Raw genomic sequence first — 14,253 nt, forward strand, 5'->3', positions numbered from 1 at the left:
GCGGAAGAGTCTGCGCGGAGGCGGTCGGCAACCGCGGAGACGACTGCGCTGCCGTCTCGGCTGGGGTCTATGTGGGTGCGCAGAGGCCGAGTGCCATGCTTCATCGCGACCAGTCGCGCGACGGCTTCGGCTACCTCGGCCACATCGGCGTCCGAAGGGATGAGCGCGGCCGGGCGCTCGCCCAGATCGCCCATATCACCCATAAGGGGTCGGTGACGCTGGTCGTAGGCTCCCGCACAGTCGACGTCGGCGGGATCGCCTGCGTTGGCGAAGTGGTTGGTGCCACTGGTGAGCGCACCGGGCACCACGATCGCGGTGTCGACGCCGAACGGGGCACCTCGGCGCGTAGCTGACGGCCAGGGCGTCCATCGCGGCCTTTGCGGCCAAGTACGACTCTGTTGCTGAATCCTTCAGCCGGCGAGTTGGTGGCTGAGGCGCTGCAGTCGGCTGGTGCGGGGCTTGCGTAGTGGGTTGGTGGTCCACCAGGCGTCGAGGCGGACGATGTTGAGGGCGGTGGCGGAGAAGGCGTGTTGGAGGGTGACTTTCGGTAGCCCGCGGTAGCGGGCCTGGCGGATGCCGGTGACGTCGAGGGCCTGGTTGACGGTGCTCTCGATGCCGGCGCGGAGGGCGTACTTGGCCCTCCAGGACTCGGTGTCCTGTTCGGTTCTGGCTGTGGTGGTGCGTTCGTGGAGTTCACGGGGACGCAGGGTGAGCATGCGGGTACCGCGGACCGAGCTGGTGCAGTTGGTCCGGGAGGGACAGGGACGGCAGTCGGCTCGGGCGAATTCGATCACGATGGCGTCTCGTCGGTGCTGGGTGACCGGGTACCAGCCGGCGCTGGTGGCCCCCTGGGGACAGTGGACCTGGCGGGCCTTCCAGTCGACGCGGAAGGCGCTCTTGGCGAAGCCCTCGGCGGCCTTGGCCTGCGGGGAGTGGTCGGCCAGGAGCGGGGTGACCATGCCGATGCCCCGGCCCGCCGCTTCCACGACCAGGTCGACGGAGGGGTATCCGGAGTCGAGGTAGTGCTCGCCCGGTGCGACCTGCCGCTCGGCCAGGTTCTGCTGGATGGGCGCGGTGGCCTTGACGTCCGGAACGGTCGCCTCGGTGGTGTGGACATCCGTGATCAGCCGTAATGGAAGCCTCACGGCTTCGGCTTCGGCTTCGGCTTCGGCTTCGGCTTCGGCTTCGGCTTCGGCTTCGGCTTCGGCTTCGGCTTCGGCTTCGGCTTCGGCTTCGGGGAGGGTGTCGCAGGTCTCGGTGAGGTGGACCTTGTATCCGAGCCAGAACAGGTCGTCGCCCTTGGCCGACCAGCGGGCGTCGGGGTCGTACGGGGAGGCCAGGCGGATATGGCCGGGCGGGACCCCGCTGTCGTCGGCGTCCCGCTTCTTGATCACCTCCCGTCCCCGGCCATCGGTACGGATGATGTAGGTCTGCACCATGACCTGCCGCAGGAGGGCCACCGCCTCGATCTCGCGGACCCACACCGGCGCGGTATCGGACCAGGCCGCCCGGCACAGGACCAGCGCGTCCTGGCCGAAGACCTGGGCAAGCCGGTCCCGCTTGGTCTTCGAGCCCGGCATCGTCCAGCCATCCACGCGCGGCCCGTAGCGTTCGGCGAACTCGGCGACGTCGATCACGCCGGCCAGCCAGGACGGCGCCGCCACCGCCAGCGCCTCCAGAGCGGCCCGCACACTCTCCCCGGCCAGCTCGGTCCGGTTCAGGTCACGGACCGCGCTGATCACATGGGTGGAGTCCGTGCGCTGCTTGCCACCGGCCTTGATCAGCCCGGCCTCGCGGCAGTGCTCGACGAGCCTGTCGAAGAGTGTCCGCTCCAGGCCGTGCCCGACCAGCCGGGCACGGAACTTCGACAGCGCGGAGAAGTCGAAGCCGGCATCGGAGAGCTCCGCGCCCAGCGCGTACTTCCACGACAGGCGATCCCGCGACGCGTCCGCCGCCTGCCGGTCGGTCAGGTTCTCCGTGAACTGCAGCACCGTCACCAGCGCGAGCAGGGCCGGAGACTGGGCGGGAGCTCCACGATCGGGAAACGCATCGGTGAACAACGCGTCGTCGAAAACCTCGGCAAGGTGGTCACGCACGCGCATGGGCAGGCTCCCACCAGGGAAGGCCGCACGGGCCGTTCTGGCCGTCTGTTCAGGAATGGACGGCAATCCCCCCGGCCGCATGGACACCGCGCCAACCCCCTGCGGCCGGAGCAGACAGAACGACCGCACCAACGATCATGCCGACCTGCCCGTGCCTCTGCAGGCAATTCAGCAACAGAGTCAAGTACGGGGCAAGGAATGCCGCCGCGGGTGCTGGGACTGCCCATCCACACCAGTTGCCCCGAACCCTGCGCACGCAACTTCGGCAGGGCGGCGCGGTTTACGCGCTGGGTGCCCAGAACATTCACGTCGTACAGGTCTGCGAAACCGCTCGGCGGTGAACGCCTCGGCGACGCCCAGGACCATGCGCCCGGCATTGTGCACGACCACGTCCAACCGGCCGCGCTCGGCGACGATCCGGTCGACTGCGGCGTCGGCGGAGTCCGGGGAGGTGACGTCCGGCTCGACAGCATGCACGTCGACCCGGCGGTCGGTGCCGTAGCGCTTCAGGTCGGCCGCCGCGGTCGCGTTGCGGGTCGCGATCCGGCGGATGCCCGCGTACACGGTGTGACCGGCGAGGGCCAGAGATCAGCGTCAGCGCCTCGACCGCGCCCTTGCCGGCGGAGTACGCGCCGTAGCTCGGGAAGGCCAGCCCCACCACTGACGTGGAGAACGACACGATCGCACCGCCGGGGCGCACCCGACGGACGGCCTGCTGGACGACGAACGTGCCGCGGATGTTGGTGCGGTGCAGGTCGTCCAGGGCGGCCAGGTCCAGCTCGGCGATCGGCGCCAGATGCACCCGCCCGGCCGCGTGCACGACAACGTCGACGCGGCCGAACTCTGCTTCGGCCGCGTCGGACAAGGCCGCCACGGCGCGTTCGTCGGCGACATCCGCGCGCACCGCGATCGCCCGGCCACCACCGGTGACGGCCTCCTTCACGGCGGCTTCGGCCTCGTCCTGGTTGCCGGCGTAGCCGACCACGACGGCGTACCCGTCGTCGGCCGGCCGGCCGACGGTCCGGCGGCCGATGCCACGCGAGCCGCCGGTGACGGTCGCAACACGGGGTGAGGCGGAGGGCTCGGCCGAGACAGCGGTCCCGTCGAGGGAAGTGGGGATAGCCATAGCTGACTCCTGTGGTGGATGGAGGTCGGGCCGCGGCCTTGCCGTCGGCCTGCTGCGTCCTTCACGATCGGCCGGTCCCTCATCCCTAGCCAGGGCTGCGTTTACCCAGGGGATGCCACCCCCTGGCTGAGCTCTGGCCTACGAGCGACCATGGAGGGGTGAACCTTCCAGAACTCGGTGCCTTCCTCAGGACACGCCGCGACCGCATCCGGCCCGCCGACGTCGGTCTCCCCAAAGGCCCTCGTCGGCGCGTCCCCGGGCTGCGCCGCGAGGAAGTCGCGCAGCTGGCAGGGCTGTCAGCCGACTACTACGCCGAGCTGGAACGCGGCAGCGCGAAGAACGGCGTGCAGCCCTCGCCCCAGACCCTGGCCGCCCTCGCCCGAGCCCTGCGCCTGAACGGCGACGAACGCGACCACCTGTTTCACCTGGCCGAACGTCCGGTCCTCCCTCGGTCAGCACACGGATCGTCGGCACACGTGCAGCCCGCGCTCCTCGGACTCCTGGACCGGCTGTCCAACACTCCCGCGCGCGTCATCACCGACCTGCACGAAACCCTGGTGGAAAACGACCTGGCCCGGAACCTGCTCGGCAAGTCCCCGGTACACCGCGGCCCGGCGGCGAGCTTCGTGTACCGCTGGTTCACCGAACCGCAGGCGCGCGAGATCTTCCCGCCCGAGGATCACCCACACCACTCCCGGGTGTTCGTGGCCGACCTCCAAGCAGCGGCCGCCCGGCGCGGCCGGGACACGGAGGCCACGAAGATGATCGCCGTGCTACGCCGCCGCAGCCGGGAGTTCACAGCCCTCTGGGACACCCACGACGTCGCGGTGCGCCGCATGGACCACAAGAAGATCGTCCACCCCACGCTCGGCGTCATCGAACTCGACTGCTACAACCTGCTCAGCGAGGACGGACGGCAACGCCTGCTGTGGTTCGCCGCACCGCCCGGAAGCCCGGGAGCCGAGCAGCTGGAACTGCTTTCTGTCACAGGAACCCAGGAGCTGAGCGTCGCGGAGGGCATGGCACCGGAGAGATTGTCCGCGGCGGAATCCGGATCGCACCGCTGACCGGGCCGCAGAGGGAGGACCGCCTTCCCGGCAAGACGTGGCGACCCTCCCCCCCCGCAGAGACATGCTCTCCGGCCCGGGGCCCAACGATGACCCCCTGGTTTCCCGTTGGCCGCCCGGTGCCGGCGGTGCAGAGCTCGCCCGCCGGGTCCAGCGTGGCACGCTCGTCATCGTCCAGTAGAGGCGGTTCCAGCTTCGGACCACGACGCGGCACCGGCACCGGCAGGAGAACGCGTACAAGGTCCAACGACCTGCTACCGGCGCAGGACACACCGCGCCTCATCGGCTGACTCGCGTGCCGGACACGGCCCATGTGGAACGACTTGCATGCGTGATCAGCCCGGTTCGGGTGCGCTGCCGCAGGGGACGTGACCCGGGCTTCCGCTCCGGAAGTGATTGCGGTACGCCCGGGGAGAGGTGGAGGTGAGCCGTCCAAAGTGGTGCCGAAAGTTGGCCGGGGTACCGAATCCGGTACGTCGGGCGATCGACTCGACGGGCTCGTCCGTGGTCTCGAGCAGCTCCTGGGCGAGCCGTATCCGCTCCTGGAGAATCCACCGCAGCGGGGTGACGCCCAGTGTCTCGCGGAAGCGGCGGGCGAGGGTGCGCTCGCTCACATGTGCCTCGCGGGCGAGCAGTGCGACGGTCAGCGGCTCGTGCAGGCGTTCCCGAGCCCAGTCCAGTACGGTTCCCAGACCGCTGTCCTCGGGCAGTGGGGTGAGCGGCCTGGAGTGCTGGGCCTGTCCCCCTTCCCGGTGAGGCGGGACTACCATGCGCCGGGCCACCTCGTTGGCCACCGCCGAGCCGTGGTCGTGGCGCACCAGGTGCAGACACAGATCGATCGAGGCCCCGGTACCGGCCGAGGTGAACACGGTGTCGTCTCCGACGTAGAGCACGGCCGGGTCGTACCCGATGCTGGGGTAGCGGTCCGCGAGGTCAAGTCCGTTCATCCAGTGTGTGGTGGCTCGTCGCCCGTCCAGCAGCCCGGCCGCTGCAAGGACATAGATTCCATTGCACAGAGCAACGATTCGCCGGCCTCTTTCGTGGGCGGTGCGCACCGCGTCGACCAGTGGCTGCGGCGGGGTGGTCTGCACCCGGCGCGAGGAGGCGGCGACCACGACGGTGTCCGCGTCCACGAGGTCGTCCAGGCCGTAGCACGTGTCCAGGCGAAGCCCGGCGCTGGTGCGGATCGGTCCCGGCTCGGCTGCGCAGAGGCGCAGCTCGTACCAAGGGGCAACGATGTCGCTGCGGTCGGTGCCGAAGACCTCGCAGGGCACGGCGAGTTCGAAGGTGGGGGCGCCGTCTGTCACTGCCACCGCCACGACGTGCCGCCTCCCCCTCACAAGACGGGATCTTAGCGCACTGTGTCGCTTCCTCCACTGGTCAGAGGCGTAGGCCCCTCGGAAGCTAGTACCACGGAAGGCAAACGATCAATCTTCCCGAGCTCTGCCGTGGCAGAGCTCGCCAGAGGGATTCCGACGTTCCGTCATCCTGCCGAGCCAAAGTCAACCGCCCACGGGGCTCCGTCCCAACGCGGCGCCGAATGGAGAACCATCTCAATGAAGAAGACAGGACCCGCCCTCCTTGCCGTCCTCACGGTGCTGGCTCTGCCCGCCTGTGGACCCACCGTGGGCCAGAACTCCCCGGACAGCGGCTCCGGGAAGGGCGCATCATCGGCCCCGGCACAGAACGGCCCGAGAAGCGAGCAGCCGAAGGAGGGAGATACACCGGTCGATCTCTTCGCGAGGAAGACGGCCTTCACTCCAGGCGTCCTGCACGACGACGGCGACTACACCAGCGTTCTGGTGACTGTCAGCAACAACGGCGACAAGGAGATCAGCGTCAACCCGCTGTACTTCTCCCTCACCGACACCGCCGGAACCAAGCACACGGCTGCCCTCGCCGTCGACAAGAACCAAATCGGCACGGTCAAACTCGCGCCCGGGGAGAAGGCTTCGGGCACCATCACCGGCAAGGGGGACTTCACCGCTCGGTACGTGACGTACACCGACGGCATCCTCGGCGACCCGGTCCGCGCCACGGTTGGCTGACCGCAGTCCGCCAGACCTCGGCCGCGGCATCGGTGACATGCTCGTTTCGCCTCGCGGTCGGCCGAGTTTCGGCCGGCGCGAGGCGGGGTCGAGGAGCCCGGCAGAGCCGCCCGGGCATCAAGCAGCGCCGAAGTGCCTGCCCGGCCCCTGGTGTCGTGGCGCGGGTTGCTGAGGAACTGACCGGCCGGCCGCCGCGCGGGTACCGGCGAGGATCGACTCCAAGGAAGCGCTCGGGCTGCAGGTAGGATCCGGGTTTCGGCCTCTCGGTGCTGTCGGAGTTCCGGGACCGTCTGGCTCAGGAGCGCTGAGGGCAGCGGGTGCTGGACGGCGTCCCACCCAGCGCGTGAGAAAGGGCTGCGCAAGCCGGCCCGTCCCGCTGCGCGGTCTCGTCCAGGCCGACAACAGCGCCCAGACCAGCGCGTACCGCGACCTCAGCCAGGCCCCCTCGCCTTCGACCGGGCAGCGAGCAGGCCACCTGCCCTGCCGGCCGGGCCGGCCCGACTGGAACGAGCGGCTCTCCAGGCGGGCACAGCCTGTCCTGGGGGGCGCGGTTCCCGACACGGGGGCGCCGCTCTCCGGCACCGGGACGGGCCGTTGGCCGTCGATCGCAATCGAGGTCAGTGGCAGGCCGCCCGGCCATGCCGCCGTCAGCGGTCGGCTGCGGGGCGGACCCGGCTGCTCCGGCTGCTGAAGGCGCGGTGGCGTCGATCGCGCACCGCGGTGCCGGGGGATGGACGCCTGCGTCCTCACCCGGCCACGAGGTCACGGAACCGAGGCCAGAGCCAGATTCGAAGGGAGCCGTCATCTCCCGGTCGGCCACACACCTCGACGGCAGGGACTCGCCCGACGTCCAGGTCCGGTGCCGTGTCACCCCGCATCAGTCATCCGCGACCGCCCTTCGCCGCGAGGGACACGGAACGGTTTGCCGCGGTCCCCGCCTCTCGGGGCGAACACGGAGCGGGGCGGTCGGGCCTGCCGACCGCCCCGCAACCATGCTCCGCCGTGCCGCGACGTTCGCCACCCGTCTCCCGGAGCCCCAGGGACTCGGACACCGGCTGGCCCCGGCTGCGGCCGGTGCGACAAGGATCAGACGACGTAGAGGATGTCCCAGTGGCTGGACTCCTTGGCATAGACGTTGCCGGCGACCGACTTGTACATGGGTGCGCCGTCGCTCCGCTTGCCGTCGTACTCCATGTTCTTCTTGATCCAGTCGTCCACGCACGTGGTCGGTCTGATGTCGACCTTGTAGCCGTTCCAGTGGCTGTACGTGCCGGACGCGTGGCCCTTCTCAGTGCCGCCCGTGATGGTGATCCCACACTTGCTGAGGTTCTTGAAGCCGATGATGCCGTTGACGGTGGTCTTGTTGATCTGTTCGAAGGAAGTGCACGTGGTCGTGTCGCGGTCGCTGCAATTCCCGCTCGACGTCCAGGCGATCCCCGCTGCCTTCAGCAACGCAGCAGCGGTGGCGTGATCGTACTTCGCCGGGGCCGCCGTAGCTGCCGAAGCGGTTCCCCCAGCCGACAGGACGGCCCCCAGGACGGCCAGCGAGCCAAGCACCGCCGCGACACTGCGCTTCTTCATCATCCGATTCCCTCCGTACTGATGTCCCGGGCCTGTGCGCCGGAACGGGCCCAGTCTCCGTCGGTGAGAGGGGGGAGCAGCAGTGGCGAGACCGCCACCTGTCGACAAAATCCTGCCATGTCCGCTGACACGGGCATACGAATGGGTTCGCGAGCCCGGCTCCCCCCCCCCCCCCCCCCCCGTACCGCGCCCTCCAGGGAGATCCCGGAGTCAGGATGGTCGTGTAGGCGTGCAGATCACGGTGCGATCGGCGAGTGGGGGTCGGGCGCTCCACAGGACGTTCGGGCCTCGCTCGGTGTCCATGGTGTGATCACCGCGCCTACCTGCCGGCCGCGGTCTCGATCTCTGCCGGACGATCTCTTGGTGCAGGTCGGCGAAGTCCCCTCAATTCCGCCAGGAGCGAGTGTGCGCGCGAACCTCCGCACCGGAGCGCGGAACGGCGTCGGCCCGGGTCCGGTACGGAGCGATCAGCCTTTCGCAAGTGCGTTCCAGGGCGTTGGCGATGCAGGGAAGTGCAGGAACGTCAGCCGGCTGAGGCCGTGCCAAGGCGGTGGCAGTCCCGAGGCGGAAGAACTCGGGTGGAGCGGCCCGCAAGTGGTCCGGTTCCTGGGCGAACCATCCGGCCGAGAGCGGGGTCCGCGGGCATCCCGGTCAGCGGGCCGCCGCGGGCGTCCGTGCCGTGCGGCGGCGCGGACGCCGTCACGGGCCGACACGCGGAGAGCCCCTGCGGAGCCGGCACAGCATCACGGCCCGTCCCGAGGAAGCCTCGGTGAACGCGCTTGTCACCGCGCCCGGCAGGGCGGGCGACAAGTGCCGTGGTGGCCAAGGTCCGTCCTGCGCCACCACACGAGCTGGAGCCGGACGAACGCGACACATTCCGCATAGGCCTCGATGTGCCCGATCACTCCGGCCCGGGTTCCGACGGCGGCCGGACGCCGACCCTCTGACGGGGCATCAAGAGCGACCCACTTGGTGCTCTACGTCTGGCTCTGGCCTTGGTGGTCGAGGTCAGGAGCGAAGGTGATCCTCGGGCACGACCTGGCCTCCTCCGGTGATCGACGCCGTTCTGAAGGCGGACTGGACCGCGCCACGCAAGCAGCGGCACACGGTCGAGCGGATCTCGATCGGCTGTCGGACGCGCTGCACGCGGCCTTCAGCCAGCTGCCCTCGGCCCGTCCGTTCCGCGGGACGTCGCGGTTGCGTCCAGGGAAGTGGTGTACGGGTTCGACCTGATCCGGTGGTTTGCTCCGGCATCGGGACGGTGCCCGCACAGGCGAGCGGCCACCGGCTGATCCTCGAAGTGCATACCGCCTGCCTGCGGTGTTCCTCGTCCCGGCTCTCCGCTCTCCGCGCTCCGCTCGCCGCGACCGTGATCGCGGCCCGTGTGCTCGCCGGCCTGGCGCACCCGGCTCCGCAAGGTCTCGCCGGTCCCCGTCACCCCCCGCGACCGGATGTATCGCCCTATGAAACAGCGCAGTTGGTCGGCAACGTGATCCGGCATGCCGTCGGCCCGATACGCCTGCGCCTGCTGCACAGCCGGTCGCTGATCTGTGAGGTCTATGACGGCAGCCTCACCAGCCGCGCCTTCGGCGCGTCGTGTACACCGACGAAGGCGGCGCCGGGGACTGCACCTGGTGGCCGCTCTCTCCCAGCGGTGGGGCACTCGACAGCCTGAATGATCTTGTGGGATGCCCGGTTGGCGGTCGTCCAACTCGCTCAGCGACGGTGGACCGGATCCCCCACCGTGGGGTGTCAGGCCTTCGTACGCGTGCGTCGCGACGACCTGGAGGGCGCCGGTAATGCGGTAGCCACGCGCATCGCCGCATGCCTACTCTGCCGTCATGATCGACTGGTCCAGCATCGAAGCCGCCGACTGCGCGGTACCCGCGCACCCCCCTATGGGTCATCTGGTGCGAGAACTCTCCCGTGCCCTGGCCGATGCCGATCCCAAGATCCGGGACGGGGCCCCGCACACGGTGCTGGCGACCTGGATAGCCCGGGGGGTCATCGACGAGTCCCGGCGGCTGGCGCTCGGTGACGAGATGGCTGCCCGCTTCCTCGATCCGGAGATCCAGGCTCGGACCTTCGCCCCGCTGGTCCTCGACATGCTCGTGGAAGGGGGAGACCTCAAGGCCGACTGGGTGGACGCGTTCTCACGTTGGTACCCGGCGGAGACGGAACTGCGCGGCTTTGACGAGAATCTGGGCTGGCTGCACGCTGTCGCGCATGGAGCGGACCTGCTCGGCCGGTTGGGATGCCACCCGGAGGTGGACCCGGTGCGGATGCTGGAGCTAGCGGCGGCGCGACTGACGGCTCATACCGACTACGTCTTCGAACAGCTGGAGGACGATCGGTTGGCAAGGGCGATCGCCTGTGTTCTCACCCGCTCCGACATGAACGAGAACGACGCGACCGGATGGTTGGAACCGATCGGCCTCCGCTTCGGGGCCGACCGGATCACGACTCCCGTTCCCGCGCACCTCACCAACTGCCTACGCACATTGCGCATGCTCTATGTCTTCGCGGACCGGGGCGTTCGGCCGAGTCCCGAGTCCGCGCCGATCGCCCTTCACCACCGTGATGCGGTCAAGACACAGCTGGCCGCGGCTCTCGACCTGATCGTCAGAAGATGAGTGTGGCTCACCGTCGCGGACGACCATGCAGAGTCGGACACTCCGCGTGCCGCGGCGCCTGGGGGAATCGCACCTCACTCGGTCACTCGGCCACGACGGCGAAGGCCTCGATCTCCATCAGCAACTCCGGTCGCACCAGCGAGACGACCTGAACCGCCGAGACGGCCGGCAGTCGGTCCTCGGGGATATGTGCGGCGCGGGCTTCGCGGATGGCCGGCATGTAAGCCATGTCCGTGACGAAGCAGGTCAGCTTGACCAGGTCGTCGAAGGTGGCACCTGCGGCGCCGAGGCAGCGCCGCAGGTTCTCGAAGACCTGGCGGGCCTGGGCCACCGGGTCACCCTCGCCGACGACGTCACCGGCCTCGTCCAAGGCGAGCTGGCCGGAGATCGCCACGAAGTGCCCAGTGCCTCGGACGACATGGGAGTACTGGGCGGCGGGGGCAACCCCGTCCGGTGCGGGGATCCTGATCAACTCACTCATGCGGGCAGCTCTATCACGGTTGCGGCAGGTGCGGTCAAGCAGAGATCGCCGCGCGGCGGGCGGTGCCGCAGCTCCTCACCCGCCGGGCGGCACCGGGCGAGTGCGAAGTGGCCGAACGCTCACGACCTGGTAAGGCAGCGGAGGCCTAACCCGTGTCGTGCGCGGCGTTGCTCCACGCTACGGGCTCGATCAGTGTGATCGCCCGCTGCGCGGCGCTCAGCGCCAGTGTGTCCGAGGGATGGGCGGCGGTCACATCCAGGACGGTGTCGGCCAACTTGACGGCGTGCTCGTCGCCGTGCCGTGCCGCCGCGGCGAAGAGTTCCCGGGCATCGGCTGTCCCGGTGTCCACCGGCTCGGCCGGACCCTTCGGGCGGCATGCGGCGGCGACTGCTGCGCTCGCGGACCAGGCGGCCCGCAGCGACGCCGACCACAGCTCCCGGGGCAGCGCCGGCAGTGTCCGCAGCACGGCGTTGGGGGCTGTAGCGGCGTGGACGAGCATGACGGGGTTGCCGTGTGCCTGCGCGGCATAGAAGTGAACGGTCGCCCGCACCAGTTCGGCCAGTCGCTCGGGCACCGCTGCGTCGGTGAGCCGCTCCCGGGCCCGGGGAAGTTCCTCCAGGCGCGCCGCATAGCCGTCCAGCCAACGGTGCACCCGAGCGGCCTCCCCGTGCCGTACCAGGGACTCGGCGGCCATCGGGCCGTGGTTGGTCAGCCAGTCGTCGAACTCCGGGCCGGTGGAGTGCAGTCGCTCCAGGGCCTCCTCCAGAACGCCTTCAACGATCTCCATGCCCATGAAGGTAGGCGTCGCTCTCCAGCCGGGCCAGGGACGAAGGTATGAACCTGGATCAGCTGTCCGACCTACTACTGCAACCGGTGTTTGCCGTGACGGTTGGGTCGCTTCTGGTGGTGTGTGGCCACGTCGTTTGTAGTGGCTGATACGGGCTTGCCAGTGGTACTCGCACCCGGTCGTACGCGATTTCCTCGGATTGCGGATTGCGGATTGCGGAGCAGGAGCGGGCTGAGGGGCAGAGGAGAGGTCCGCGACGGGTACTGACGTCTGCGGGGCTCGCCCCGCCGACCGGCGCTGTCGTGTCTGGTGCGGACGTAGGGCTGTTGCAGGGCGGTTGCTGTCCGGCAGCGAGGCGTGCAGGCTCCGTGGGCCTGTTGCCTCACGACGTGTGTACGGCGGGCGCGGGTATCGGCGAAGTGCCCGGGAGGGACGGGGTGGCAGCACTGCGGGCTATGTTACAGAGAACACTATGCAGAGAAGCCTCTGCAACATACTCTGTCGGCATGAGTGACGGAGTGGAACCTAGGGCGGCGACCCAACACAAGCCCGTACGGCGCCTTGACGCCCGCAGCCTGCGAGGCCTGGCGCACCCCTTGCGCATGAGCATTCTGGAGATGCTGACCCTCGACGGCCCGGCCACTGCCACGGGGCTGTCGGCACGCCTCGGCGAGAACACCGGCACCGTGAGCTGGCACTTGCGGCATCTTGCCCAGCACGGGTTCATCGAAGAGGAGACGGGCCGCGGCACCAAGCGTGAGCGCTGGTGGCGAGTCGTCGAGGACACGAAGGTCTTGGAGACCGCTGAATTCCACAATGACCCCGACACCAAGGGCGCCCTGTCGGTTTACATGCACGAGCTGGTGCAGCAGTACTTCAGCCGGGTCACGAACTACCTGAGCGAGAACTGGGACGGCGACTGGCAGCGTGCCGGCACCATCTCCGACTGGCGGGACCTGCGGATGACGCCAACACAGCTCAAGTCTTTCAACGACGAGTTGATGGCCGTGATCGCGCGTCACACTCCCGCGCCCGACGCAGAGGCAGCGCCGGGGGCGCTGCCGATCATCGTGCAGATCCAGTCGTTCCCCCGCAAAGAACGGGGAAACGGATGAGCCACGAGATACGTGTCAGTCTCCTGCGTCGGCATCGGGACTTTCGTCTGCTGTGGTGTGGAGAGACCACGGGGAAGTTCGGCGCCTCCGTCACCGCCGTGGCGATGCCTCTGATCGCCGTCTCGACCCTGCACGCCAGCACATGGGAGGTCGGGTTACTGAGCGCCTCGGCCTGGCTGCCGTGGCTGGTCGTCGGTCTCCCGGTCGGAGCGTGGGTAGACCGGGTGCGTCGCAGACCCGTCATGCTGACCGCTGCCGCGGTGTCTTTCCTGCTGTTCTCCGTGGTTCCGGTCGCGGCGCGGACCGGCCATCTGAACGTTGGCCTGCTGGTGGTCGTCGCGCTGCTGACGGGCACTGCCGCCGTGTTCTTCCAGACCGCTTACACCGCCTACCTTCCCGGCATTCTGGCGCCCGAAGACCAACCCGAAGGCAACGCGAAGCTGCACGGCAGTGCGTCCGCCGCCCAGATCGCCGGTCTCGGTTCCGCCGGCCTGATCGGGCAGACGGTAGGCGCGGTCAACGCGATGTTCGCCAACGCGGCGACCTTTCTACTCTCCCTCTTCTGCGTCGCGAGCATCCGCAAGCGCGAGCCGTACCCAGAAAGGACAGCCGTCCGCTCCACAGCTCTGCTCGACGAAGTCAATGAAGGCCTACGACTGGTCGCCCGCGATCCCTGGCTCCGCACGATGACGTTGTTCGGGGCGGCCTCCAACCTGGCCCTCATGGGCTATCAGTCGATCCAGGTCGTCTTCCTCGTCCATACCGTGGGCCTGGCGCCCGGAGCGGTCGGCGGACTCATCGCAGCCGCCAGCGCGGGAGGTATCGCCGGGGCATTCATCGCGCGCCGCGTCGCCGACCGGATCGGGACCGCCCGCGCGACGCTGCTGTTCGAGCTCGGGTTCGCGATCTTCGCGCTGCTCATCCCGGCCGCCTCCGCCGGAGCCGGGCTTCTTCTCTTCGCCACGGGCGGATTCTGTGTCTCGGCAGGCGTCGTGGCCGGCAACGTCATCAAGGCGAGCTTCCAGCAACGATACTGCCCGCCGGAGTTCCTCGGGCGTCTCACGGCGAGCACGGCTTTCCTCAACTACGGAACAATCCCGCTGGGCGCTCTGCTCGGCGGATGGCTGGGAACTGTCTTCGATCTCCGTACAGCCATGTGGATCACGACGGCTGGAGTGCCGCTGGCCGCGTTCATCCTCCTCTTCTCCCCCATCGGGCGCTCCCGTGACTTGCCGATGGTCCCCCGCCCCAGGAGCGTCCTGGGGCAGACACACCCCCGTCTGGAGCCGTCACCGCGGTCGCGCTGATCCACG

12 protein-coding genes and 2 pseudogenes are annotated in these 14,253 nt (G+C 69.1%); 7 read left to right on the plus strand and 7 right to left on the minus strand.

Going from position 1 to position 14,253, the window contains the following annotated elements; genetic code table 11:
- The first annotated feature begins 95 nt into the window (after positions 1–95).
- Positions 96–353 carry a hypothetical protein gene (locus FEF34_RS40925; protein ID WP_171052757.1) on the plus strand — a complete coding sequence of 86 codons (258 nt, stop codon included), beginning with the start codon at positions 96–98 and terminating at the stop codon, positions 351–353.
- 57 nt (positions 354–410) lie between these two features.
- On the opposite strand, the gene FEF34_RS43560 is transcribed toward FEF34_RS40925, so the two are convergent.
- From FEF34_RS43560 to FEF34_RS00505, 3 genes and pseudogenes are all read right to left on the minus strand, one after another.
- Entirely contained in the window at positions 411–2,102 is a 1,692-nt protein-coding gene (locus tag FEF34_RS43560; protein ID WP_267905164.1) for a transposase, read from the minus strand.
- 180 nt (positions 2,103–2,282) lie between these two features.
- The gene (locus FEF34_RS00500) at positions 2,283–2,666 is read right to left on the minus strand and encodes an SDR family NAD(P)-dependent oxidoreductase (RefSeq protein ID WP_234042184.1); all 384 of its coding nucleotides are present in this window, start codon (positions 2,664–2,666) and stop codon (positions 2,283–2,285) included.
- 22 nt (positions 2,667–2,688) lie between these two features.
- Positions 2,689–3,228: pseudogene (locus FEF34_RS00505) on the minus strand (SDR family NAD(P)-dependent oxidoreductase); the annotation flags it as partial.
- A gap of 158 nt (positions 3,229–3,386) precedes the next feature.
- Between FEF34_RS00505 and FEF34_RS00510 the strand changes: the two are divergent.
- Positions 3,387–4,295 carry a helix-turn-helix transcriptional regulator gene (locus FEF34_RS00510; protein WP_138051370.1) on the plus strand — a complete coding sequence of 303 codons (909 nt, stop codon included), beginning with the start codon at positions 3,387–3,389 and terminating at the stop codon, positions 4,293–4,295.
- A gap of 335 nt (positions 4,296–4,630) precedes the next feature.
- Here FEF34_RS00510 and FEF34_RS00515 read toward each other — a convergent pair whose 3' ends face one another.
- Positions 4,631–5,614, minus strand: coding sequence for a GlxA family transcriptional regulator (locus tag FEF34_RS00515; RefSeq protein WP_407698241.1), 984 nt, complete (start codon positions 5,612–5,614; stop codon positions 4,631–4,633).
- 237 nt (positions 5,615–5,851) lie between these two features.
- Between FEF34_RS00515 and FEF34_RS00520 the strand changes: the two genes are divergently transcribed.
- A complete protein-coding gene (locus tag FEF34_RS00520) occupies positions 5,852–6,343 on the plus strand; it encodes a DUF4352 domain-containing protein (protein WP_138051372.1) in 492 nt (163 codons plus the stop codon).
- Between the two features lie 1,086 nt (positions 6,344–7,429).
- On the opposite strand, the gene FEF34_RS00525 is transcribed toward FEF34_RS00520, so the two are convergent.
- Entirely contained in the window at positions 7,430–7,927 is a 498-nt protein-coding gene (locus FEF34_RS00525) for a hypothetical protein (RefSeq protein ID WP_138051373.1), read from the minus strand.
- Positions 7,928–9,395: 1,468 nt separating this feature from the next.
- On the opposite strand from FEF34_RS00525, the pseudogene FEF34_RS42310 reads away from it, so the two are divergent.
- A pseudogene (locus tag FEF34_RS42310) lies at positions 9,396–9,603 on the plus strand (ATP-binding protein); the annotation flags it as partial.
- 162 nt (positions 9,604–9,765) lie between these two features.
- Positions 9,766–10,557 (plus strand): DUF2785 domain-containing protein, encoded by a 792-nt coding sequence (locus FEF34_RS00535; protein ID WP_138051374.1) that lies wholly within the window; start codon positions 9,766–9,768, stop codon positions 10,555–10,557.
- Between the two features lie 82 nt (positions 10,558–10,639).
- On the opposite strand, the gene FEF34_RS00540 is transcribed toward FEF34_RS00535, so the two are convergent.
- Together FEF34_RS00540 and FEF34_RS00545 are read right to left on the minus strand one after the other, a co-directional pair.
- Complete coding sequence (locus FEF34_RS00540; RefSeq protein ID WP_138051375.1) at positions 10,640–11,038, minus strand: RidA family protein; 399 nt, start codon at positions 11,036–11,038, stop codon at positions 10,640–10,642.
- Between the two features lie 145 nt (positions 11,039–11,183).
- A complete protein-coding gene (locus FEF34_RS00545) occupies positions 11,184–11,825 on the minus strand; it encodes a questin oxidase family protein (RefSeq protein ID WP_138051376.1) in 642 nt (213 codons plus the stop codon).
- A 506-nt stretch (positions 11,826–12,331) separates the two neighbouring features.
- On the opposite strand from FEF34_RS00545, the gene FEF34_RS00550 reads away from it, so the two are divergent.
- Together FEF34_RS00550 and FEF34_RS00555 are read left to right on the plus strand one after the other, a co-directional pair.
- Complete coding sequence (locus FEF34_RS00550) at positions 12,332–12,940, plus strand: winged helix-turn-helix domain-containing protein (RefSeq protein ID WP_138051377.1); 609 nt, start codon at positions 12,332–12,334, stop codon at positions 12,938–12,940.
- A complete protein-coding gene (locus FEF34_RS00555) occupies positions 12,937–14,247 on the plus strand; it encodes an MFS transporter (RefSeq protein ID WP_138051378.1) in 1,311 nt (436 codons plus the stop codon). The genes FEF34_RS00550 and FEF34_RS00555 overlap by 4 nt, the downstream gene beginning before the upstream one ends.
- Positions 14,248–14,253 lie beyond the last annotated feature (6 nt).

The sequence above is a fragment of the Streptomyces marianii genome (genome assembly GCF_005795905.1).
GTDB classification, from domain to species: Bacteria; Actinomycetota; Actinomycetes; order Streptomycetales; family Streptomycetaceae; genus Streptomyces; species Streptomyces marianii.

Bases quoted from the DNA above. Each gene is read 5' to 3' on its own strand.
- FEF34_RS00535 (WP_138051374.1), top strand. From the start codon at position 9,766: ATGATCGACTGGTCCAGCATCGAAGCCGCCGACTGCGCGGTACCCGCG.
- FEF34_RS00545 (WP_138051376.1), bottom strand. From the start codon at position 11,825: ATGGAGATCGTTGAAGGCGTTCTGGAGGAGGCCCTGGAGCGACTGCAC.
- FEF34_RS00540 (WP_138051375.1), bottom strand. From the start codon at position 11,038: ATGAGTGAGTTGATCAGGATCCCCGCACCGGACGGGGTTGCCCCCGCC.
- FEF34_RS43560 (WP_267905164.1), bottom strand. From the start codon at position 2,102: ATGCGCGTGCGTGACCACCTTGCCGAGGTTTTCGACGACGCGTTGTTC.
- FEF34_RS00520 (WP_138051372.1), top strand. From the start codon at position 5,852: ATGAAGAAGACAGGACCCGCCCTCCTTGCCGTCCTCACGGTGCTGGCT.
- FEF34_RS00525 (WP_138051373.1), bottom strand. From the start codon at position 7,927: ATGATGAAGAAGCGCAGTGTCGCGGCGGTGCTTGGCTCGCTGGCCGTC.
- FEF34_RS00550 (WP_138051377.1), top strand. From the start codon at position 12,332: ATGAGTGACGGAGTGGAACCTAGGGCGGCGACCCAACACAAGCCCGTA.
- FEF34_RS40925 (WP_171052757.1), top strand. From the start codon at position 96: ATGCTTCATCGCGACCAGTCGCGCGACGGCTTCGGCTACCTCGGCCAC.
- FEF34_RS00555 (WP_138051378.1), top strand. From the start codon at position 12,937: ATGAGCCACGAGATACGTGTCAGTCTCCTGCGTCGGCATCGGGACTTT.